Origin of the sequence: Streptomyces sp. NPDC005574 (genome assembly GCF_040605435.1) — a bacterium.
Taxonomy (GTDB): Bacteria; Actinomycetota; Actinomycetes; order Streptomycetales; family Streptomycetaceae; genus Streptomyces.
In genome coordinates, this window is record NZ_JBEXCW010000038.1 from 53,781 (window position 1) to 75,591 (window position 21,811).

Annotated in this window: 20 protein-coding genes; 14 read left to right on the forward strand and 6 right to left on the reverse strand. The window is 73.1% G+C overall.

The genetic code is table 11. The annotated features are described in order from the left end of the window. Positions 1 to 83 precede the first annotated feature (83 nt). Together ABZT03_RS23840 and ABZT03_RS23845 are read left to right on the forward strand one after the other, a co-directional pair. On the forward strand, positions 84 to 1,220 hold the full coding sequence (locus ABZT03_RS23840; RefSeq protein ID WP_356042395.1) for an alpha/beta fold hydrolase: 1,137 nt from the start codon (positions 84 to 86) through the stop codon (positions 1,218 to 1,220). A gap of 63 nt (positions 1,221 to 1,283) precedes the next feature. Beyond that, positions 1,284 to 2,051, forward strand: coding sequence for an alpha/beta fold hydrolase (locus tag ABZT03_RS23845; protein WP_356042397.1), 768 nt, complete (start codon positions 1,284 to 1,286; stop codon positions 2,049 to 2,051). A 67-nt stretch (positions 2,052 to 2,118) separates the two neighbouring features. Here the strand turns inward: ABZT03_RS23845 and ABZT03_RS23850 are convergent, their stop codons facing one another. Together ABZT03_RS23850 and ABZT03_RS23855 are read right to left on the reverse strand one after the other, a co-directional pair. Continuing rightward, positions 2,119 to 2,652 carry a DoxX family protein gene (locus ABZT03_RS23850; RefSeq protein ID WP_356042399.1) on the reverse strand — a complete coding sequence of 178 codons (534 nt, stop codon included), beginning with the start codon at positions 2,650 to 2,652 and terminating at the stop codon, positions 2,119 to 2,121. A 124-nt stretch (positions 2,653 to 2,776) separates the two neighbouring features. Beyond that, positions 2,777 to 3,466: a GAF and ANTAR domain-containing protein gene (locus ABZT03_RS23855; RefSeq protein WP_356042401.1), complete on the reverse strand. Its 690-nt coding sequence runs from the start codon at positions 3,464 to 3,466 to the stop codon at positions 2,777 to 2,779. 458 nt (positions 3,467 to 3,924) lie between these two features. Between ABZT03_RS23855 and ABZT03_RS23860 the strand changes: the two genes are divergently transcribed. The 3 genes from ABZT03_RS23860 to ABZT03_RS23870 all read left to right on the forward strand — a co-directional run bounded on the left by ABZT03_RS23860 (position 3,925) and on the right by ABZT03_RS23870 (position 7,600). Then, entirely contained in the window at positions 3,925 to 5,979 is a 2,055-nt protein-coding gene (locus ABZT03_RS23860; protein WP_356042430.1) for a DUF1996 domain-containing protein, read from the forward strand. A 240-nt stretch (positions 5,980 to 6,219) separates the two neighbouring features. Further along, positions 6,220 to 6,396 carry a hypothetical protein gene (locus ABZT03_RS23865; protein ID WP_356042403.1) on the forward strand — a complete coding sequence of 59 codons (177 nt, stop codon included), beginning with the start codon at positions 6,220 to 6,222 and terminating at the stop codon, positions 6,394 to 6,396. Between the two features lie 13 nt (positions 6,397 to 6,409). Continuing rightward, positions 6,410 to 7,600: a serine hydrolase domain-containing protein gene (locus ABZT03_RS23870; protein ID WP_356042405.1), complete on the forward strand. Its 1,191-nt coding sequence runs from the start codon at positions 6,410 to 6,412 to the stop codon at positions 7,598 to 7,600. A gap of 149 nt (positions 7,601 to 7,749) precedes the next feature. On the opposite strand, the gene ABZT03_RS23875 is transcribed toward ABZT03_RS23870, so the two are convergent. After that, positions 7,750 to 8,811, reverse strand: a complete 1,062-nt coding sequence (locus ABZT03_RS23875) for an acyltransferase family protein (RefSeq protein ID WP_356042432.1) — start codon at positions 8,809 to 8,811, stop codon at positions 7,750 to 7,752. 456 nt (positions 8,812 to 9,267) lie between these two features. On the opposite strand from ABZT03_RS23875, the gene ABZT03_RS23880 reads away from it, so the two are divergent. Next, complete coding sequence (locus ABZT03_RS23880) at positions 9,268 to 9,444, forward strand: hypothetical protein (protein WP_356042407.1); 177 nt, start codon at positions 9,268 to 9,270, stop codon at positions 9,442 to 9,444. Between the two features lie 146 nt (positions 9,445 to 9,590). Here ABZT03_RS23880 and ABZT03_RS23885 read toward each other — a convergent pair whose 3' ends face one another. After that, positions 9,591 to 10,475 carry an oxygenase MpaB family protein gene (locus ABZT03_RS23885; RefSeq protein ID WP_356042408.1) on the reverse strand — a complete coding sequence of 295 codons (885 nt, stop codon included), beginning with the start codon at positions 10,473 to 10,475 and terminating at the stop codon, positions 9,591 to 9,593. Positions 10,476 to 10,794: 319 nt separating this feature from the next. Between ABZT03_RS23885 and ABZT03_RS23890 the strand changes: the two genes are divergently transcribed. From ABZT03_RS23890 to ABZT03_RS23905, 4 genes are all read left to right on the forward strand, one after another. Next, entirely contained in the window at positions 10,795 to 11,055 is a 261-nt protein-coding gene (locus tag ABZT03_RS23890; protein ID WP_356042410.1) for a WhiB family transcriptional regulator, read from the forward strand. A 143-nt stretch (positions 11,056 to 11,198) separates the two neighbouring features. Continuing rightward, positions 11,199 to 11,900: an SDR family NAD(P)-dependent oxidoreductase gene (locus ABZT03_RS23895; protein WP_356042412.1), complete on the forward strand. Its 702-nt coding sequence runs from the start codon at positions 11,199 to 11,201 to the stop codon at positions 11,898 to 11,900. A 273-nt stretch (positions 11,901 to 12,173) separates the two neighbouring features. Then, positions 12,174 to 13,814, forward strand: coding sequence for a phosphoglucomutase (alpha-D-glucose-1,6-bisphosphate-dependent) (pgm, locus tag ABZT03_RS23900; protein WP_356042414.1), 1,641 nt, complete (start codon positions 12,174 to 12,176; stop codon positions 13,812 to 13,814). A gap of 240 nt (positions 13,815 to 14,054) precedes the next feature. Next, positions 14,055 to 14,480 carry a DUF6003 family protein gene (locus ABZT03_RS23905; protein ID WP_356042416.1) on the forward strand — a complete coding sequence of 142 codons (426 nt, stop codon included), beginning with the start codon at positions 14,055 to 14,057 and terminating at the stop codon, positions 14,478 to 14,480. A gap of 25 nt (positions 14,481 to 14,505) precedes the next feature. On the opposite strand, the gene ABZT03_RS23910 is transcribed toward ABZT03_RS23905, so the two are convergent. Continuing rightward, the gene (locus ABZT03_RS23910; protein WP_356042418.1) at positions 14,506 to 15,639 is read right to left on the reverse strand and encodes a PP2C family protein-serine/threonine phosphatase; all 1,134 of its coding nucleotides are present in this window, start codon (positions 15,637 to 15,639) and stop codon (positions 14,506 to 14,508) included. A 285-nt stretch (positions 15,640 to 15,924) separates the two neighbouring features. Here ABZT03_RS23910 and ABZT03_RS23915 point away from each other — a divergent pair, with 285 nt between their 5' ends. Further along, entirely contained in the window at positions 15,925 to 16,377 is a 453-nt protein-coding gene (locus ABZT03_RS23915) for an NAD(P)H-dependent oxidoreductase (RefSeq protein ID WP_356042420.1), read from the forward strand. Between the two features lie 87 nt (positions 16,378 to 16,464). Here the strand turns inward: ABZT03_RS23915 and ABZT03_RS23920 are convergent, their stop codons facing one another. Further along, positions 16,465 to 18,192 carry a phospholipid carrier-dependent glycosyltransferase gene (locus tag ABZT03_RS23920; protein WP_356042422.1) on the reverse strand — a complete coding sequence of 576 codons (1,728 nt, stop codon included), beginning with the start codon at positions 18,190 to 18,192 and terminating at the stop codon, positions 16,465 to 16,467. Between the two features lie 165 nt (positions 18,193 to 18,357). On the opposite strand from ABZT03_RS23920, the gene ABZT03_RS23925 reads away from it, so the two are divergent. The 3 genes from ABZT03_RS23925 to ABZT03_RS23935 all read left to right on the forward strand — a co-directional run bounded on the left by ABZT03_RS23925 (position 18,358) and on the right by ABZT03_RS23935 (position 21,753). Continuing rightward, a complete protein-coding gene (locus tag ABZT03_RS23925; protein WP_356042424.1) occupies positions 18,358 to 19,422 on the forward strand; it encodes an NAD(+)/NADH kinase in 1,065 nt (354 codons plus the stop codon). A gap of 188 nt (positions 19,423 to 19,610) precedes the next feature. Continuing rightward, positions 19,611 to 20,669 (forward strand): right-handed parallel beta-helix repeat-containing protein, encoded by a 1,059-nt coding sequence (locus ABZT03_RS23930; RefSeq protein WP_356042426.1) that lies wholly within the window; start codon positions 19,611 to 19,613, stop codon positions 20,667 to 20,669. Positions 20,670 to 20,724: 55 nt separating this feature from the next. Beyond that, positions 20,725 to 21,753 carry a methyltransferase gene (locus ABZT03_RS23935; protein ID WP_356042428.1) on the forward strand — a complete coding sequence of 343 codons (1,029 nt, stop codon included), beginning with the start codon at positions 20,725 to 20,727 and terminating at the stop codon, positions 21,751 to 21,753. Positions 21,754 to 21,811: the final 58 nt, after the last annotated feature.

The following is a 21,811-nucleotide window of genomic DNA, read 5'->3' on the forward strand; positions in this document are numbered from 1 at the left end:
CACACCGATCGCCCGCACCGGACACCGCTCCTTCTGCCACGGACAACCATCAGAAGCACCCAGACCCCCACGGAGCACAACCGATGATCATCAAGGCGAACACCGGGACCCGGCCGGCCCTGCGCCGCACCCGTACCGGAACGACGCCGCGTCCGCTGCGCCACCGCCTCGGCCCGGCGGCCGTCGAGGAGATCCCGCTGCACGCGGGGGACGGCGTCCGGCTGGGCCTGACCCGCGTGGACAGCGGTGAGCGGGACCGTCCGGCCGTCCTGCTGCTGCACGGCCACACCGCCTCCGCCGACATGTTCCTGCTGCCGGAGACCCGCAACCTCGTCGACGTCCTGCTCGACGACGGCTACGAACCGTGGCTGCTGGACTGGCGGGGCAGCTGCCGGCTCCCCTACAACGAGACCGGCGGGAAGTACACCTACGACGACGTCGCCCTGTACGACATCCCGGCGGCCGTCGCCCACATCCGCGCCCGCATCGGAGCGGACCGGCCCCTGTTCGTGGTGGCCCACTGCATCGGCTCCCTCACCCTCTCGCTGAGCATGACGGCGGGCCTGGTGCCGGGCCTCGCGGGTGTCGTGTCGCAGGGCGTGTTCCTCACCCCGAAACTCGCCGGCCGCACCTCGCTGCGCATGACGCTGGCCGGGGAACTGCTGAAGTCCCGCATCGACCACATCCCCGTCGACTTCCGCAAGGTCGGCCTGTGGTCGAAGTACACCCCGCTGTTCGCGCTGGCGTCCCGCAAGGCGGACTGCCCCGACCCGACCTGCCAGATCCTGCACAACTCGGCCTGGGGCACCGGCGCTTCGCTCTTCGCGCACGAGAACCTCACCGACGCCACCCACGACCGGCTCGCCGAACTCCTCGGACCCGCGCCGCTGTGGATCCTGCCGCACCTGCGCCGCATCGAACTGGCCCGCAGCGTGGTCCGCTGGGACGACACGGACCACCGTTACCGCGCACTGCCGCCCAACGCGCTGGACGCGGCCGACCACATCGACACGCCTCTCCTGCTGCTGTCGGGCAGCGAGAACGGGCTGTGGCTGGACTCCCAGAAGCTGTGCGAGCAGGTGCTGGCCCACCGGCAGCCCCAACTCGACGTCACCTACCGGGAGATCCCCGGCTACGGCCACCTCGACACGTTCATCGGACGGGGCGCCGCCCTCGACGTGTTCGGTCACATCCTCGACTTCCTGGGCTCGCGACGGTGACGCCGGCCCCGGCGGACGGCTACCGTACTGGCCAGTAACCGCAATGCAGGAGGGGACACCGGCATGCCGCAGCTCGAGGTCGACGGCGCCACACTGACGTACGACGACGAGGGGCCGCGCGACGACGCCGGTGCGCCCCTGGTCCTCGTCCACGGCTGGACGGCGAACCGGCACCGCTGGGACCACCAGCTGGCGCACTTCTCGCGGGAACGGCGGGTCGTCCGCCTCGACCTGCGCGGCCACGGAGACAGCAGCGGGGCCGGCGTCCGCACGGTGGCGGAGCTGGCGGAGGACGTCCTCGCCCTCCTCGACCATCTCAAGATCGACCGGTTCGTCGCCGTCGGCCACTCGATGGGCGGGATGATCGCGCAGACCATCGCGCTGGCCCACCCCGAACGCGTCGAGCGCATGGTGCTCGTCAACTCCATCGGCCGCATGACCTACAGCCGGGGGAGGGGCCTGCTGATGGCGGCGTCGACCCTCGTGCCGTTCAAGCTGTTCGTCGCCACCAACATCCAGCGGGCCTTCGCCCCCGGCCACCCGCGCGAGGAGATCCGCTCCTACGTCCGCGCCTCCGCGGCCCTGCCGCGGGAGGTCGTGATGACGCTGTACGGCGCGATGCGGGCCTTCGACGTCCTCGACCGGGTCGGCGAGATCCGCACGCCCACCCTGCTGGTGCACGGCTACCACGACATCCAGCTGCCCGTCTCGCAGATGCTGCGGATGGCGAAGGACTATCCGGACGCGGTCATCCGGATCATCGACGCCGGCCACGAACTCCCCGTGGAGAAGCCCGCCGAGCTGACCGAGGCACTTGCCCGCTTCGTCTGAGCGGCCGTACGGCGGTCACCGCCCGCGCCCGGACGGTCTGCCGGCACCCGCCGGCAGACCGCACGCCTCACACCGGCAGCTTGGCCCTCAGGCCGGCGGCCGCCGCGGCCGGACGCCCGGCGGCGCGCACGGACCGCCGGATCAGCCGCGCGTCCCGCTCCAGGTCCCGCACGGTGTGGCGGCCGCGCCACACCAGCGACGGCCGGCCGGCCGTGTCGTCGGCGGCGATCAGCAGTCCGCCGAGCATCGACAGGTTCTTGAGGAAGTGGATGCGCTGCTGGGCCCGGTCGGAGGGGTCCTCCGCCTCCCAGAAGCGGTGGCCCGCCAGGGTGGTCGGCACCAGGGTGGCGGCGATCGCGAGGGCGGCCGAGCGGGGCATACGGCCCAGACCCAGCAGGACACCGGCCGCCACCTGCACGGCACCGTTGAGCCGCACGATCTGTTCGGTGCGGTCCGGCAGCGCCGCGACACGCTCGGTCACCGGCCGTACGACGGGTTCGGCGGCCGGAGCCACCGACTTCGGGTCGCGGAGGGAGGCCAGCCCGCCGGCGACGAACATCGACGCGAGCATGGGACGGCCGGCCACGCGCAAGAGACTCATGACGTGCTCCAATGCTGTGGGCATGCGGTGGTCACCGACCGAGTCCCCAGCCCGCACCGGCTCATTCGCCTTCGTCGACGGACCGGCCCGTTCGACGGCCGGCCTCCACCGGTGGGCGGGCCCGTCACCCCGGGCTGCCGGTCTCGCAGACCCGGCGGGCGATGTCGCGCAGCTTGGTGTTGGTCGCCTGGGAGCGCTTGCGCAGGATGTCGAAGGCCTGCTCCTCCGTGATGTGGTGGCGCCCCATGAGGATGCCCATGGCCTCCCCGATGGTGTGCCGCGTGGCGATGGCCTCCTGCAACTGCGCCTCGTTGCGGGCGCCGGCGAGAGCCACCGCCGCGTGGGAGGCCAGCAGCCACCCGGCCGTCTCGCTGGCGTCGGTGAAGACGCCGGCGCGGCGGGAGTAGACGTTCAGGGCGCCCAGCTCCTCCTCCTCGGTGTAGAGCAGGAACCCCATCATGCTGCCCACCCCCAGGTCACGGGCGCGCGGCACATAGGCCGGCCAGCGTTCGGAGGGCTCGGTGAAGGAGGGGATACGGAACACCCGCTCGTCGTTCTCGGGCCGGGCCACGTCGAAGCAGGGACCCTCCCGCAACTCCTCTTGCAGCCGGTCGCTGTCGATCACCAGCTGCTCGGTCGGCGCGTACGACCGGACCCGGCCGCCGGACAGGACGAGGATCCCCGCCGCGTCGCAGCCCTCCACCAGCTCCACCGCCGCGGCCGTGGTGCCCTCCAGCGTGGCGTCGACGCTCTCCTGCGCCAGAAGATCCCGGGCCATGGAAGCCATCTTCTGCGCGAACACGAGCCAGTCCACCGGTCCTCCTCACGCAGACTCCCGCCCACCCTGGCACATCGGCGGCGCGAGCGCGGCATTCCGCACGCCGAAGGGACGCCCGGCGCGACGACGCGCCGGTCCGGACGCGCCCGGACCGCGCCCGTTGACCGGGGCGTGAGGCCGGACCACGGCGTCGCCCGCGCCGAGGGGCTTGCGGCCGCCGCGGCGGCGAGTACGGTGGCGGACCGACGCCGCGCCGGCCGGCTGGCGGCGGACACCGGGCCTCGCCTCCACCGCCGTGACCTGCCGCGCCGAAAGTTTCCTACGAGATTCCTGAGAATTTCCGGGACGGTTGAACGCGACGGACCGTCACCGCGTATCTGACGGGGGCTTGCTATGCCCGGCCGGCCGAGACGCGCAGGAGTATTTTCGTGGGACGCAACAAGCGCAGACGCCCAACAGGCGCACGACGAGCGAGCTTCGCAGCGGTGGCACTCATGCTGGGTGGCGGCGGTCTCGTGGCGGCGAACGTGTACGCCTCCGCCACCGAGGACTCGGGGCCCGAGACCTCACCGGTCTCGGCGGCGGCCACGATCGACTGCCCGGACGTCGGCGAGAGGTTGACCACCGTCCCGGACGACGCCCGGGAAGAGGTCGACAAGGAACTGGCCGTCCTGGACGGGCAGATAGCCGCGGCCTACCAGCGGCTCCAGGACCCGGCGCGGGCGGGCGAGAAGGACCGCTCGGACGTCGACAGCGGGATCATGAACCCGCTGAAGGAGGACCGGGCCGCGACGATCGGGCGCATCGCGTCCGCCATCGAGCGGGTGGGCGAGCGTCCGCAGGGAATTGACGACCTGGCATCCTGCACGCTGCGCGAGGCTCAGGCTCAGGCGCAGACGGGCGACGGCCAGGACGGCGGCGACCAGGCGGGCCAGGACCAGGGCGGTCAGCAGGCGGGCGACGGCGGCCAGGACCAGGGCGGTCAGCAGGCCGGCAACGGCGGCCAGGCGGGCAACGGCCCGGTCGCCGCCGACTACGCCGACATCACCTCCGTGCAGCCCGACGCGCAGGCGCCGAGCACGCAGTCGGACGCCTCCACCGGAACCTTCACCACCCGCTGCGGGGTGAACGCAGGCGGCCTGTTCAACTCGGACAACGTCATCGTCGCCCCCGGCGTGGGCAACGGTGCCCACCACTTCCACGACTACGTGGGCAACCAGGCCAACAACGCCTTCGCCAGCGACGACGACCTGGCCAAGGGCGACACGAGCTGTGAGGACAAGGGCGACCGGTCGACGTACTACTGGCCGGTGCTGCGCCTGCAGAACGGCACGCAGGAGAAGGACGCCGGTGCCCCGGGCGGCGGCACCGAGGGCAACGCGGGTGAGATCGTGACGCCCAAGGACGTCACCCTCACGTTCGTGGGCAGTCCGCGCGGCAAGGTCACGGCGATGCCGCGGCTGCTGCGGATCATCACCGGCGACGCCAAGGCGTTCGTCAACGGCACGGCCAACGCCAACGCGTCCTGGAGCTGCACCGGGTTCGAGGACCGCCAGCTGAAGGACAAGTACCCGCTGTGCCCGCAGGGCAGTGACGTGGTGCGCACCTTCAAGTTCCAGAGCTGCTGGGACGGCCGCAACATCGACAGCGCCAACCACCGCACCCATGTGGCGTTCGCTCAGGCCGACGGCGCCTGCCCGGCCGGCTTCCAGGCCATCCCGCAGCTGTCGCAGCGGATCGTCTACGACGTCGACGCGCCGAGCCTCCAGGACGGCGGGAAGACGACTCCGCTGTTCGCGGTGGACTCCTTCCCGGAACAGCTGCACAAGCCCGTCACCGACCACGGCGACTTCATCAACGTCTTCGACGAGGACCTGATGGGCAAGCTGGTCGACTGCATCAACCAGGGCCGTACCTGCGGTGCGGGCGCGGACCAGGAGCCTGGCGGCAACGGCAACGGCGACGAGCCGACGGCCACGCCCACCCCGCCGGCCGGCGGGGACGCGAGCGCGGACCCCGGTACCCCCGGTGACGACGCGACCTCCCAGCCGCCGTCCGCGACGCCGACCGCCGGTGACAACGCCTCCGGCGGATCGGACGGGTCCGGCGACGGCAAGGGCGACGGGTCCGGCAAGGGCGACGACAACGGCAACGGCAACGGTTCCGGCGACGGCGGTGGCGCCGGCGGTTCCGGTGGCTCCGGCGACTCCAAGGGGTCCGGCGGTTCCGGCACCTCCGGTGGTGACGAACCGAAGACCTATGCGACGTCGGCGTCCACCCACCGCGCCGAGCCCTCGCCGGACGCCACCTCGGCGCCCTCGGACAACGCCTCCGGCCAAGGCTCGGACGACGTCGCCGGCGGCGCCCCGAGCGCCGCTGTCACCTCGTCGAGCGAGGTCGGTGCCCAGGCCGCCGCGCGGACGGAACCCCAGGCGAACCGGGGCGGGCTCGCCGAGACCGGTGCCCAGCTGTGGCCGGCGGCGGCCGGCGCGGTGCTCCTGCTCTGCGGCTTCCTGCTGCTGAGGCGCACCAGGCGCGGCGGGATGTGACACCCGCGCGTCCCCTGCGACGACCGGCGGCCGGCCCCCTGCACGGGGCCGGCCGCCGGTCGTTCGTGTGCCCCTGCGCCCGGGCGGATCGGCGCGGACCGGTTCACACGAACGGCCCTCTCATCAGGACGTGACCGCGGGGGTGCGATGTGCTGGGGACATCGCCACCAAGGGAGTCGCCTCGTGTACGAGATGTGCGTAGGTCCGCAGACAGGAAGCGCCGAGCTAGTGTGGCACGTGGTGGCGCGGCAGGGATCCGGCAGTCTCTGTGGGATCGAGCTGGCCGCACACGGACCGGTCTCGGACGACACGAACCGCCACTGTCTGCCCTGCATGACCCGCTTCCAGCAGCTCCTGGACGCCGCGGACAAGAACCAGGGCCTCTCGGCCGCTGTCGTCCGCCCCTCCGGGACCTGACCCAGGAGTGCTGATGTCTCCACGCCCCGCAATACCTCGCCGTGCCCGGCAACACCCGCGGCTGCGCATCGTGTTCGCCGGTGCGGCCGCCTGTCTGGCGGCGCTGGCCCCCGCCGTCACCGGGACGGCGGCCACCGCCGCCGTCGGCACGGACGACGCCACGCTGCAGCGGCAGCTCGACCGGCTTGTGCGCGAGTCCGGCGGCCCGCCGGGAGCGATCGCCGTACTGCGGAGCGGCAACGACACCCGGGTCCTGCGTGCGGGGGTCGCGGATCTCGCGACGGGCCGGGCACCGCGTCGGGACGACCACATGCGGATCGCGAGCACGGCCAAGGCGTTCAGCGGCGCGGTCGCGCTCAGCCTGGTCGACCGGGGTGCCCTGGGGCTGGACGACACTCTTCGCGAACGACTGCCCCGACTGCCCGCCGCCTGGGGGTCGGTGACGCTGCGTCAGTTGCTCAACCACACCAGCGGCCTGCCGGACTACACCAGTGACGCCGGGTTCCTCGAGGTGGTCACGGCCGACCCGCGGCACCACTTCGACTCCCGGCGTCTGCTCGACTACGTCGCCGACGAACCGCTGAGGTTCACGCCGGGCAGCACGTACGAGTACTCCAACTCCGACAACATCGCCGTCGCCCTCATGGCCGAAGCGGTCACCCACAAGCCGTACGAACGCCTCCTGAGCGAGCTGGTCTACGGTCCGCTGGGCCTGCGTGCGACCAGCCTGCCGCAGGGCTACCTCATACCGGAGCCCTACCTGCACGGCTACGACATGAACGATCCCGGCTCCCCCGAGGACGTCAGCGAGGTCCTCAGCGCCTCCGGTGTCTGGGCGTCCGGGGGTATCGTCTCCACCCCGGCCGACATGACCCGGTTCGTGCGCGGCTACGCCGGGGGCGCGCTCTACGGCGGTGACGTCCTGCGTGAGCAGCGGCGGTGGATCGCCGGCGCGTCCGAACCGGCCGGCCCCGGCCGCAACACGGCCGGACTGGGCATCTTCCGCTACTCGACCAGGTGCGGCGTCGTGCTCGGCCACACCGGCAACTTCCCGGGATACACGCAGCTGGTGGCCGCGACCCCGGACGGCCGGCGTTCGCTGACCTTCTCCATCACCCGGCAGACCAACGCCTCCCTCGACGCGGCCCGGCTGGAGCGACTGCGTGCCGTCCAGGAGAACTTCGTCTGCGCCCTCCTGCGCTGATCCTCAACTCGCAAGCGCTGTACGGGAACTCCCCGCACGCCGGTGCACGGCGTGCGGGGAGCCGTCCGTTCAGGCGGTCGGTACTGGTGTGCAAAGCCGGACCGCGCGTTGGCGACCCGGCTTTGGTGTCCTTTCCCGTGCCCGGCGACTCAGCGCTTCCGTGCCTCGCCCGGCTCGGTCCGGCGGAACGCCCAGGGCAGGCGTGGTTCCACGGCGAAGCGGAAGACCCGGCGCACCGCCGGGGTGCACAGCACCGTCACGACCGAGGCGGCGACGACGGTGACGGCGATCTCGCCCGACGGGCTGTGCAGCCACGCCTGGTCGTACACGTGCCAGTGGTTGACGCTCTGGACGACGAACCCGTGCAGCAGGTAGCCGTACAGCGTGCCCGAGCCCAGCACGGTGAACCAGGTCCGCCGGGCGGGCACCAGCGCGAGGAAGCAGGTGACGAGGACGGCCGAGCACCCGAAGAGGGCGAGGGTCGTCGCGGGTCCGGCCCAGGGGGCAGCGCCGAGCTCCTGGGCGCTGTCGCGGTGGAAGAGCCAGCCGTAGTTCACGCGCGGCGCGGCCCGGTAGGCGAGGACGCAGGCACTCGCGAGGACGGGCAGCGCGGCGGCCCGCACCGCACGCCGGCGCAACAGGCCGAAGTGCTCGGGCCGCAGACACAGGCCCAGCACGAAGTACGGCAGGAACTGCAGGACCCGTTGCAGGTCGAGGTCCTCGCCGATGTCCGGTGACAGCGTGGCCAGCATGGCGACGGCCAGCGCCGTCGGCAACGGCCAACGCAGCGTTCGCCACAGCGGGGTGGTCAGTCGCCAGATGAACAGGGCCGCCAGGAACCAGGTCAGATAGAGCGGTTCGAGCAGGGTGATCGGGCGGTCCGGAGCGTTGTCGGTCCACCGGGTGAAGAGGGTGTAGGCGACCTCGAAGACGACGTAGGGCAGGGCGACGCCGGTCACCAGGCGCCTGACGCGCCGCGGGGCGGCGTCGAAGCCGCGGGAGAAGTAGCCGGAGAGGATGATGAACGCCGGCATGTGGACCGCGTAGACCGTCATGTAGAGCGCGGTGACGGCTCTGCTGTCCGAGCGCAGCGGCTCCCAGGAGTGGCCCACGGCCACGAGCACGATCGCCAGGTACTTCGCGTTGTCGAAGAACGCGTCCCGCTGCCCCGCCCCAGCGGTCTCCGGCCGCCTCTCGGAGGGCGCGGGCACGGGCTGCCCGGGCCGGACGGATCCCGCCGACCGTACCGGCTGCCGGGACCACGTGGTGTGAGCCGACTCGGTCGTCGTCACCTCGCACACCCCGCTCGCGCTCGGCGGGAAAGGCGCGGTCCGCCGTCGGTTCGTCTGCGGTGCCCGGTGGCGGGATGGCTGTGCGGCATCCCCGTCGCGTGACCGCTTCCGCGCCCGGCAAACCTGTGCCGGCCGGGGGAGTACCGGTCGGCGCGTGCCCCGAACCCGGCCAGGGTTGTCGCATCCCGCCCCGCGGCGGGTGCGGGCCGGCCCGGCCGGTCGGCAACCGCTTTGGCCCCTTCTGTGTCAACGGCCCACGCTGATGCGGTGTTTGTCCGCTGATTCCGTGGCGGACCGGCTGTGTTTCCCGCCGACCTCGGGGCATCCGGGTCTCACTGCGTCGGAAAGACGACACCACTCGGGAAAGAGGAATCCATGCTCGGCATCATCGCTGCGGTCCTGTTCTTCATAGCGTTCCTCATCAACGCGGCCGACATCTCGACCAATGACACGTTCACCTCCACGAACTTCATGCTGATCGGGCTCACGCTGCTGGCCCTGCATGTCGCCGGCATCGGGAGCGCGTGGGCGAGCCGCAGCCGCAGAAGGTGACGCCGGCGCTCGGACACCGAGGGGTCGCGGTGTCCCGCCGTAGCGGATGACGCCTGACGCCGGCCGGCCGGGACTCCCTCATCTGAGGGGTCCCGGCCGGCCGACGTCGTACGGAGGGATCCGGCCGGATTCCGGTGCGGGTGCGCTCAGTGCGCGGCCGACGCCACGGGTCGCGAGGGTGCCATCGCCCAGCGCACCACCGAGGTGATCAGCCCGCCCAGCGGCCGTACGCACACCTCGTCCACCACCGGCAGCCGGGGCAGCCGCAGTTCCCGCGCGGCCCAGGAGGGCAGCAGGGACACGGCGTTGGCGGCGAGGACGCCGTAGGGGAGGCGCACGGCGAGCGGGACCGGCGGCTCCAGCAGCAGGAAACGGGCGGCGGCCCGCGACGCGGCGGTGGCCCGCAGTTCGGCGCGGTACATCTCCAGCCGCTCCGCGAGTTCGGCCCGGCTGGTGGGCGGGTCGACCGCGCCCAGGGCGGCGGCGACCCGCGCGGTGTCCGCGACGTAGCCGTCGCACTCCTCCTCGGTCAGCGGGCGGGCCCCGTAGCGCTGATGGGCCCGCAGGAAGGTGTCGGCCTCCGCGACGTGGACCCAGCCGAGCAGATGAGGATCGGCGGCGTGGTAGGGCTCGCCCTCGGGGGTCGTGCCCCGCACCCGTTCGTGCACCGCCCGGACCTGCTCGCACGCCTCCTGCGCGTCCTCGGCGGTCCCGTACGTGGTCACCGCGAGGAAGGTGCTCGTGCGCTGCAGGCGGCCCCAGGGGTCTCCGCGGTAGCCCGAGTGGGCGGCCACGGCGGCCATCGCGAGGGGGTGGAGGGACTGGAACAGCAGCGCGGACAGCCCCCCGATGAACATCGAGGCGTCACCGTGCACCCTGCGGATGGGGCGCTCGGGCCCGAACCAGCGCGGTCCCGGCGTGCCGTGGATGCGGGCACGGTTGCGGGGGCCGTCGGGTCCGGCGACGCGGGCGAAGAGACCGTTGCCCAGCTGCTCGCGCAGGGCCGGGCCGCCGATTGCGGGGAGCTTCATGAGGTCGGGTCCTCCTGTCGAGGGATGGGCGACGGCCGAGCGGGCCGGTCCGCGCGTCCGGATATGGACGGGTCGCCGCGGCCGCCGCCGTCAGGTGTTCGGCCGCGCCGAGCCCTTCGGATGCGTCCCGTCGGCGGGGCCGGTACCCCCGAACGCGCGGTGTGCGCTGGTCCGGACCCTGCGTGGCCGCTGGAATTCATTTGGCTCGAATGATGGAAAAAGCCTATATTGTCCACACCTCTGCCGGGTCCGGCGGTGCTGCCTGCGCCGCTACTCCGAGCTGCCCGGACGGGTGGCGCAGCGATCGGCGGAGGTCGTGATGAACTTTCCTCGAGGCCATTGGCGCGAGCTTGCGGCTTGTCGCTCCGAGGACCCCGAGCTCTTCTTCCCCCTCGGTGAGGTGGGCCTGTCCAGGACGCAGATCGAACGGGCGCGGGCGGTGTGCCACCGCTGCCCGGTGATCAGCGCCTGCCGGTCCTGGGCCCTGCGCAACGGCGAGAGCGACGGCGTCTGGGGCGGCATGACGGCCGCCGAACGCCGGGCCCTGCGCGCGCCCCGCTTCACACCGGACGACCGCTGAGGCGGCGCCGGACCCGGCGGGCGACCACCCCCCGGTCATGCCCCTCCCCGTGCATCCGGCGGCGCGGCGCGGCCCGAAAGGGAGGCGTACGGGCGTGCGCGGTGTCCGCCGTCACGTCGTGCGGCCACGGGAGGTGCGACGACATGGACGTCAGGGGTGCGCGGGTCCTCATCGCCGGTGCCGCGGGACACCTCGGCTCGGTCCTCGCATGGCGTCTGAGCCGGCGGGGCGCCGCGGTGGCCGTCGCCGGCCGTGGCCCGGGTGACCTCACCCGGGTGGCCCGCGCCTGCGCCGGCGCGCCCTCCCACGCCCTCGACGCCTACGACCTCGGCTCGTGCGGACGCCTGGTGAAGTGGGCGGCCGACGAGCACGGCGGCCTCGACGCGGTCGTCGTCTGTGTCGGCGTGGCCGCCTTCGAACCGGCCGACACGCTCGGCGACGCGGTGGCGGAACACCTGATCACGGTGAACACCCTGGCGCCGCTGGCGTTCCTGCGCGCGTCCCTGCCGCTCCTGGCGCCGGGCGGCATGATCGCGGCGATCACCGGCGTCGTGGCCCAGGCCGCACCCGGCGGCACGGCCGACCACGCAGCGCCCAAGGCCGCACTCGCGGCCTGGCTGTCGGCGGTACGGCGCGAGCAGACGCCGTCCGGCGTGAAGGTGCTGGAGATCAGGCTGCCGCACGTCGAGACGGGGTTCGCGAGCCGCGCGGACGCGGGCGCCGCCCCGCCGCTGCCGCCGGGCCTGCCGGCCGCCACGGCGGTCGAGGCGATCGTCGACGCGATGTCGGCGGACGCGCGACTGGTGAAGCCCGGCCGGACCGGAACCCTCGACATCACGGTGTAGCGCCGCTTCTCCAAGTGGCGGGCGGCGACCGGGGAGCGGCGCGCGCCCGGCGCAGACGTGTCGCCTCATCGCCTCGCCTCGCCCCGACATCGCACAGCCCACAGGACACCCGCTGCCGCGCGCGGTTCGAGTCGCGCGGCCGGGGAACGCGGCAGCCGATGCCGGGACCTCGCCCGACCCGGCACCGCGTCCCGCGCGGTCGCGTGGTCGCGCCGGACGGGCGGGACGGGGAAAGATGGGACCGTCAGTCAACCGATGTGGAGGAGCGGGCACATGCAGCACGAGCGAGCGGGCGGGCCGGCGGGTCCCGAGGATCTCGTCGACGTGGCCCGGCTGGTCACCGCGTACTACGCACTGCACCCCGACCCGGCCGAGCCGGGCCAGCGCGTCGCGTTCGGTACGTCCGGCCACCGCGGGTCGTCACTGGCGACCGCGTTCAACGAGGACCACATCGCCGCGACCAGCCAGGCCATCTGCGAGTACCGCGCCGGTCAGGGCATCGACGGCCCCCTCTTCCTGGGCGCCGACACGCACGCGCTGTCGGAGCCGGCCAGGGTCACCGCGCTCGAGGTGTTCGCCGCCAACGACGTGACGGTGCTCATCGACGCCGCGGACGGCTACACGCCCACCCCGGCCGTGTCCCACGCCATCCTCACCCACAACCGGGGACGGTCCGCCGGCCTCGCGGACGGTGTCGTGGTCACCCCCTCGCACAACCCGCCCGCCGACGGCGGCTTCAAGTACAACCCGCCGAACGGCGGACCGGCCGCCTCCGACGCCACCTCCTGGATCCAGGACCGGGCCAACGAGATCATCGCGGACGGCCTGAAGGGCGTACGGCGCATCCCGTACGCCCGCGCGCTCACCGCGCCCGGCACCGGCCGCCACGACTTCCTCGGCGCCTACGTCGCCGACCTGCCGAACGTGCTGGACCTGGACGCCATCCGCACGGCCGGCGTACGGCTGGGCGCCGACCCGCTGGGCGGGGCGTCGGTCGCCTACTGGGGCCGCATCGCCGAGGAGCACGCCCTCGACCTGACGGTGGTCAATCCGCTCACCGACCCGACCTGGCGGTTCATGACGCTGGACTGGGACGGCAAGATCCGCATGGACTGCTCGTCGCCGTACGCGATGGCGTCGCTCATCGAGCAGCGCGACCGGTTCCAGATCGCCACCGGCAACGACGCGGACGCCGACCGGCACGGCATCGTCACGCCCGACGCGGGCCTGATGAACCCCAACCACTACCTGGCCGTCGCCATCTCCTATCTCTTCTCCCACCGCGAGCGGTGGGCCGCCGAGGCGGGCATCGGCAAGACCCTGGTGTCGTCCGGGATGATCGACCGGGTCGCCGCCGACCTCGGCCGCCGGCTCGTCGAGGTACCCGTGGGCTTCAAGTGGTTCGTGGACGGCCTGGCCGGCGGCTCGATCGGGTTCGGGGGAGAGGAGTCGGCCGGCGCGTCCTTCCTGCGCCGGGACGGCTCGGTGTGGACCACCGACAAGGACGGCATCCTGCTGGCCCTGCTCGCCGGCGAGATCACCGCGGTCACCGGGAAGACGCCGTCCCAGCACTACACCGCGCTCACCGCCCGCTTCGGCGAGCCCGCCTACGCCCGCATCGACGCCCCGGCGTCCCGCGAGGAGAAGGCCCTGCTCGCCAAGCTCTCGCCCGCCCAGGTCACCGCGGACACCCTGGCCGGCGAGGAGGTCACCTCGGTGCTGACCGAGGCGCCCGGCAACGGCGCCGCGATCGGCGGCATCAAGGTGAGCACCGCCAACGCCTGGTTCGCGGCCCGCCCTTCGGGCACCGAGGACGTCTACAAGATCTACGCCGAGTCCTTCCTCGGGCAGGACCACCTCCGGCAGGTGCAGGAGGAGGCCAAGGGAGTGGTCCGGGCCGCGCTGACCGGCTGACCACGGCCCCTCCCCCGCCGCGCCGGCCCCCGGGGCGCCGCGCCCCCAAGCCGTCGCGGCGGCCCGGGGAACGGGCTTCGCGGCCCTGGGCGGCGGCCGGGGGCATCCCGGGCCTCGGGGCCATCAGGGGGAACCTGCGTCCCGCCGGACGGACGCCCCGCTATTCCCGCCGAGGCGGGGTAGAGGGACCGCGACCGGCCCGCACGCGCGCGGGCCCGCCCGTTCGAAAGGCTGCCGAGCATGACCGACGACGCCTACCTGTTCCTGCTGGACGACACCCGGGTGTCGCTCGGCCTGCCGCCGACCGCCGTCGGCGGGCTGTCGTGCATGGACACCCCCGCGGTGCGCGCGTGGTTGGAGGCGCAGGGAGCCACGGCGACGTCCCCGCAGCTGCGCCTGCTGCCCCCCGAGGAGACGGGCGCCATCCCGGAGCACGCCGAGCGGCTGCCCGTCCCGCTGAGCGAGGAGGAACTGAACGTGCTGCGCCGGCAGACGGCCTCCGGGAACGTGGCCAGGGCGGAGGAGGAGCTGGTGGCGTACCGCGACAGCACCGGCGACCGGGACGCTCTCATCGGGCGCGCGCTCGCGGCCGGCGTACCTCCGCACCGCGTCGTGGAACTGACCGGCGTGGACCCCGCCACCGTGACGGCGGCCGCCGCCGGCTGACGCACCCGCCGCACCGCGCCCCGCCTCACAGATCGAGGGCGCCCCGCCTGCGCAGCACCAGCAGCGCGGTGTCGTCGGTCGGCGTACCGGCCGTGTGCCGGCGCAGGTCGCGGTACACCGCGGCCGGAACGTCCTTGGGGAGGATGTCGCCCCAGCCGGCGGCCCGCTTCTCGATCGGGTAGAAGGTGCCCGACGGGTCGCGTGCCTCGGTGACCCCGTCGGTGCAGAGCAGCAGCGTGCCCTCGTGGGGGAAGGTGAACCACTCGACGGTACGCGGCTCCGGTGCCAGCGAGTCGAGGCCCAGTGGTACGCACGGGTCCGCACGGAGCACGGGCCCGGCCCGTTCGCTGTGCAGCAGCACCGGCGGCACATGCCCGCAGTTGATCACCTGCACCTCCGGCTCCGAGTCGATGCCGAGGACCAGCGCCGTCACGAACCGCTCCCGCTCACCGACCTGCGCGGCGAAGGAGTTGTGCCGCAGGACCGCCTCCTCCAGGGCGTCGACGACCGCGGTCAGCGTCGGCTCGGCCACGGCCGCCTCCCGGAAGGCGCTGAGCACGGCGAAGGCCGCGCTGATGGCGGGCAGGCCCTTGCCCTGGACGTCCGCGATGAAGACGCGGCTGCCGTAGGGGGAGGCCACGACCTCGTAGACGTCGCCGCCCACCCGGCTGTCCTCCTCCACCGGCTGGTACAGGCCGTGCACCAGAAGCTGGTCGGTGACCAGCGGGAACGGACGCAGAAGCTGCCGTTGCAGGGCGGCCGCCGCAGACCGCAGCCGGGCGATCTCCTTCTCCCGGTGGACCCGCTGGGCGGCGCGCGCGACGCTGAGGCCGTTGAAGAGGACGGCGAAGACGACGACCGCAGCGTCGGCGCCGATCGTGCCCAGCGGGGTGTCGAACAGGGAGGCCGCGATGACGACGGTCGTCCAGATCGAGGCGACCGCGGTCTGCCGTACCGTGCCGCGCCCGGCGATCAGCGCGGGCACCGCGATCAGGAACGGCGCCGGCCGGGTCTCGCGGCCCAGGACGAGGCCGGTCACCGCCAGCACGGCCGTGATGCCGATCAGCCAGAACAGCACCGCACGCCAGCTCAGCGGAGGGGCGGGCCGGTCGCGGCCGTCGGGGGCGGACGAGTCGTCCGGAGCTTTCGAGGTGAGCACCGCCCCTCCGGCTGCGTGGGGTCGTCGGCGAGCCGCCGGGTACGCCCGGGTGCGCCTTCCCCCCTCCCAATATCCGCCTGCTCGGCGGGGGCCGCGACCAGACGGAAACGGTGCCCCGCCCCGGAGCAGCCCCCCGGGCGTCGCAGGTCCCGTGAGGCCGCCGCCGGGGACCGTTGCCGCCGGTCGCGGGGGAGTCGGCACGCCTTCGACCGGCCAGTCCGGCACGGGCCGGTGCCGGATGGCCCGGCTTGCGGTGGGCGGCGCCGGCACGGCAGGGTTCCCGCTGTGGCCACCCTGCTGATCGTGCATCACACGCCCTCGCCGAACTGCCAGGCGCTGTTCGAGGCCGTCGTCTCCGGTGCGACGGCGCCGGAGATCGAGGACGTGCGGGTGGTGCGGCGCGCGGCGCTCGCCGCCACGGCGTCGGACGTGCTGGCCGCCGACGGCTACCTCCTCGGCACGCCCGCGAACCTCGGCTACATGTCCGGCGCGCTCAAGCATTTCTTCGACCAGGTCTACTACCCGTGCCTGGACGCCACCCGCGGCCGGCCCTTCGGCTACTACGTGCACGGCGGGAACGACGTCACCGGCGCCGTGCGCGGCATCGAGTCGATCGCGACGGGACTCGGCTGGCGCCGGGGCGCCGAGCCGGTCACCGTGACCGGCGAGCCGGACCGGGCGCAGACCGAGGCGTGCTGGAACCTCGGCGCGACGCTGGCGGCCGGCCTGACGGCCTGAAGGCGGCCGGCGTGCGGGCAGGTGCCGGAGGGCGGAGGCCGGCCCTCGGACGGGCCGGCCCGGGTCCACGGATCCGGCAGCGCCCGCTCAGACCCAGCTGTCGAGCCACATCCTCCCGGTCCATGACGCGTAGGGGATCGCCTGCCCGGTGTAGATCGGGAAGAAGTAGACGAAGTTCCACGCGATGAGCAGCACGAGGACGCCCGCGGCCACCGTTCCGACCGCGCGGCGCCGCGCGTCCGCCCCCGGTGGGCCCAGCATCGCGCCCACCAGCATGGCCACCGCCAGGCACAGGTACGGCACGATGACGACCGCGTAGAAGGAGAAGATTGTACGGTCCTGGTAGAGGAACCACGGCAGATAGCCCGCGGCCACCGCGCACAGCACGGCGCCGGCCCGCCAGTCGCGGCGCAGCGCCCACCGGTACAGCAGGTACACCAGGGCGCAGCAGGCCGCCCACCACAGCAGGGGCGTCCCGAGGGCGAGGATCTCCTGCGAGCACGCGGCGCCGGAGTGGCAGCCGTCCTGGCCGGGTTGCGGCGCCGCGTAGTCGAAGGCGACGGGGCGGCCGAGGACCAGCCAGCTCCAGGGGTTGGACTGGTACCGGTGCGGGATGTGCAGCCCGACGTTGAACCGGTAGACCCCGGTCTCGTAGTGCCACAGGCTGCGCAGCGGGGCCGGTATCCACGACCAGGTGCCGCCGCGGCCGTCGGCCCAGTGGCGGCCGTACCCGTCGTCGGACAGGAACCAGCCGGTCCACGTCAGCAGGTACGTCAGGACGGCGACGGCGGCGACGGACAGCACCGCCCGGCCGAGGTCGCGGCGCAGCACGGCCCGCCAGGGGCGGCCCGCCCCGGCGACGCGGCGGGCGCCGACGTCCCACAGCACCGTCAGGACCATGAAGAAGACCAGCACGTACAGGCCGTTCCACTTGCTCGACGCGGCCAGGCCCAGGAACACACCGGCCGCGATCCGCCAGGGACGCGGTCCCGTCCCGGCGCGGTCGCCGGTGTCCCGGTCGGGGCCCGCACGGCCGTCCGCGCCGACCGGCAGGGCCGCCGCGAGCCGGGCCCGCGCACGGTCCCGGTCGACCAGCAGGCATCCGAACGCCGCCAGGACGAAGAACATCACGACCAGGTCGAGCAGGGCGGAACGGCTCATCACGAAGTGCAGGCCGTCCACCGCCATCAGCGCCCCGGCCAGACAGCCGAGGAGCGTCGAGCGGAACAGGCGGCGTCCTGTGCGGCACAGCATGAGGACCGACAGCGTCCCCAGGACCGCCGTCATGAAGCGCCAGCCGTACGGGTCGAGGCCGAACATCCACTCGCCGAGGGCGATCACCCACTTGCCGGCCGGCGGGTGCGCGACGAAGGCCCCGGTGTCGGACAGCGGGATCACCTGCGGGTGCGCCAGGACCTGCGGGTCGGCGATCTTGCGGTCCGGCCAGGTCCCCTCGTAGCCGAGGTGCAGCATCGACCAGGCGTCCTTGGCGTAGTACGTCTCGTCGAAGACGAGTTTGCGCGGCTGCCCGAGATGCCAGAAGCGGAGCGCTCCGGCGAGGACGGCGACGAGCACCGGCCCCAGCCACCCCATGGCCCGTGCGAGGCGGTACGCCGGTCCCGGACCGAGGCCCAGCCACCGCCAGACGCGGGTGCCCGGCTCGGGGAAGGGTGGCACCAGGCGCCGGCGGACGTCGGCCGGCGGGCGTGCGGAGTGACCGAACCGGCGCAGGCGCTCCTGCCAGGCGCCGGGCGGCGCCGCCGGTCCCGCGTCGTCGTCGAGGTCGGGGGAACGCGTCGCGTGGCTGCTGGTCACCGGACGACCTTAGATCGTGTCCCCGCGGCGGCCACGGGCACCCGGGGCACAGCCCGGCGGCGGGAAGGTCACCCGGGCCGGGCGCCCGGGCAGCGGGCCTTCGTGCGGGTGCGGGGCCGCTGCCGTACGTTGCTGCACAGACGGCGTACCCATCGGGAGGTTGCCATGTCCGTTCAGCGCGTGGGACTGGTCGTGCACCAAGGCCGTACGACGGCACGGGACGCGGCGCACGCGGTCCACGCCTGGTGCGCGGAGCACCGCATCCCCTGCACCGACATCGATGTCTGGAGCAAGGACCAGCAGCGCAGAGGGGGCCGGGAGGAGGCCGAGGCGGCGGGCCACCCGGACCTGGTGGTGACGCTCGGCGGTGACGGCACCTTCCTGCGCGGGGCCCGGATCGCGGTCAGGAGCGGGGCGAATGTCCTCGGCGTCGACCTGGGCAAGGTCGGTTTCCTCACCGAGGTGCCGGTGCGTCAGGTCACCGAGGCCCTGGAGGCCGTCCACGGGGGTGACGCCGTGGTGGAGGAACGCATGACGCTGACCATGCGCGCCTCCCGGGCCCTGGAGATCCCGGAGGAGATGGAGGCCCTTCTCCGCTACGGCCGGGGCCCGGCGCTTCCGCCGCCGCGCGTCCGGCCCGAGAGCACCGAAGGACAGGGCTGGGGCCTGGCCCTGGACGTGATCGCCCTCAACGACGTCGTGCTGGAGAAACTGGCCCGCGACCACCAGGTGAGCGTCGGGGTGTACGTGGCGGGCCGACTGCTCGCCTCGTACTCCGCCGACGCCGTCGCGGTGGCCACCCCCACCGGTTCGACCGCCTACAGCTTCGCCGCCGGTGGACCGGTGCTCTCGCCCCACATGGACGCGGTCGTCTTCACCCCGATCGCACCCCACATGACGTTCGACCGCACGGTCGTGGCCGCCCCCGACGAACCGGTGGCCCTGCGGGTGCTGCCGCACTCCGGGCAGGCCGCAGTGAGCGTCGACGGCCAACTGCGCGGAGTCCTCGACCCGGGCGACTGGATCGGCGTCTTCCGCGCCCCGCAGCGAGTGCGGCTCATCCGGCTCGGCCCCACCGACTTCTACGGCAGGCTGCGGGAGCGTTTCCGGCTCACCGACGCGCCCGCCACCGCGAGTGACGGTGAGTCGGCACCGTTCTTCCGGCCCGACACACCGATCCCTCCCGACCTCGCGGAGATGCGCCTGCCGCCTCCGTCGGCCGCACGCTGACGCGACCCGCCGGCCCCCGACGGCGGTACGCCGGCACCGCCACCCGGCGTTTCCGACGCCGTGTCACCTGCCGGGCGGGCAGGCGGGTGAGCCGTACGGTGCCGCCGCCCGGGTCGACCCGCGGGAACTGCTTCCCGCCTGGGGGATCAGCGGTGGCGGCCCGGAACACCCGCTCATAACTTCGCCATATGACCAAACGACAGATGGCCCTCCTCGCATGCACCGCCGCAGTCGTGGCGTCGGGGCTGGGCGCAGCCCCGTCGGCCGGCAGCTGGCGGGTGCACCGGGTACAGCCCGGCGAATCGATCCAGAAAGCCGTGGACGCCGCGAAGCCGGGGGACACCGTCCTGCTCTCGCCCGGCCTCTACCACGAGAGCGTCACCATCACCACGTCGGACGTGACCCTGCGGGGCATGAACGCCGACTCGACCGTCATCGTGCCTGACGCCACCTCGACGCGCGCGTGCGCCAAGGCGGGCAACGGCATCTGCGTGAGCGGCACCGAAGGCCGGCGCGTGGAGCGTGTCACCGTGCGCGCGCTGACCCTGAAGAACTTCACCAAGAGCGGCCTGTGGGCCACGCGCACCGACCGCCTCAAGGTCCAGGGCGTCACCGCGGAGAAGAACGGCCAGTGGGGACTCGCCCAGGAGCGGTCCGTGCGGGGCGTGTTCAGCCACAACATCGCCGAGCACAACGGCGACGCGGGGCTGTTCGTGTCCAACACCGTGGACCGGGAGGAGGGAGCGCAGGACGCCAAGGCCCTGAAGATCAGGGACAACCTGCTGCTCGGCAACCGGATCGGCGTCACGGTCCGCCGGCTGCGCAACCTCACCGTCGAGCACAACGAGATCACCGGCAACTGCACCGGCGTCTTCGTCGTCGGCGACGAGTCCGCGCCGCACGCCGGCGCGCTGAGCGTGAGCCGCAACTACGTGTACCAGAACAACAAGAAGTGTCCCGCGACCGCCCGCCTGCCCTTCCTCCAGGGCTCGGGCATCGTGCTCACCGGCACCGAGAAGACGCTGGTGGCCAGGAACCGCGTCGAGGACAACGTGGGCACCTCCCCGCTCTCCGGCGGCATCGTGCTGTTCAAGAGCTTCGTCGGCGCCCTCAACGAGCGCAACGAGATCCGCGACAACGTGGTCCTGCGCAACGGCACCGCCGACCTCGCCAACCGGGACACCGGCAAGGGCAACATCTTCCAGGGCAACCGGTGCTCGGTCTCCGAGCCCGCCGGAATGTGCTGACGAACCCGCTCCCCACCTCCCCACAGACAGCACCACAGCAGAAGCGAGGCATTCGATGACGACCGTTGAACCGGCTCCCCCGCCGCCCATGCGGCTGCGGGAACTCGTTTTCGGGGCGGCGTGCGCCGCCGCCGTACGCGCGGCCGCCCGCCTGGGCGTCGCGGACGCCCTGGACGACACGCCCATGACCGTCGAGGACCTGGCGGCGGCGGTGAAGTCCCAGCCGCGGACACTGCGCCGGCTGCTGCGCGCCCTGTCCTGCCAGGGTGTCTTCGTGGAGCACCCCGACGGCACCTTCGCCCACACGGAGATGTCCCGCCTGCTGCGCGAGGACGACCCGCACAGCCTGCGCTACATCGCGCTGTGGTGCACGGAGCCGTGGACGTGGAACGTCTGGCCGAAGCTGGACGAAGCGGTGCGTTCGGGCCGCAACGTCTTCGAGGACGTGTACGACCAGGAGTTCTTCACGTACCTCAACCAAGAGGCACCCGAGTCCGCGCACGTGTTCAACCGCGCCATGACGACCTCCAGCGAGCAGTCGGCGCGTGACGTCGCGGCGCTGCTCGACCTCCAGGGCGTCTCCTCGGTCGCCGACATCGGAGGCGGCCAGGGGCAGGTGCTGGCGAGCCTGCTGGAGAAGCACCCCGCGATGCACGGCACCCTGCTGGACCTGCCGGGGGTGGTGGAGAACGCCGACCCGCGCCTGCGCGCCGGGGGTTCGCTGGCCGACCGGGTGCGGATCGTGGCGGGGGACTGCCGCGAGGACATCCCCGTCCAGGTGGACGTGTACATCATCAAGAACATCCTGGAGTGGGACGACGACAGCACCCGCAGGGCGCTGGCCAACGTCCGCAAGGCGGCGCGTCCCGGCGCCCGTGTCGTCGTCATCGAGAACCTGGTCGACGACACCCCGTCGATGCGCTTCACGACCGCCATGGACCTGCTGCTGCTCCTCAACGTCGGGGGCGCCAAGCACACCCGGCAGAGCATGGTGGACCGGCTGACGGACGCGGGCCTGGTCATCGGCGAGATCCGGCCGGTCAACGCCTACCTGCACGCCTTCGAGTGCACCGTCCCCGCCTGACCGAGGACACACGAAACCCCGAGGCCGCCGGCGCCCGGAAAACCGGGCCCCGGGCCCA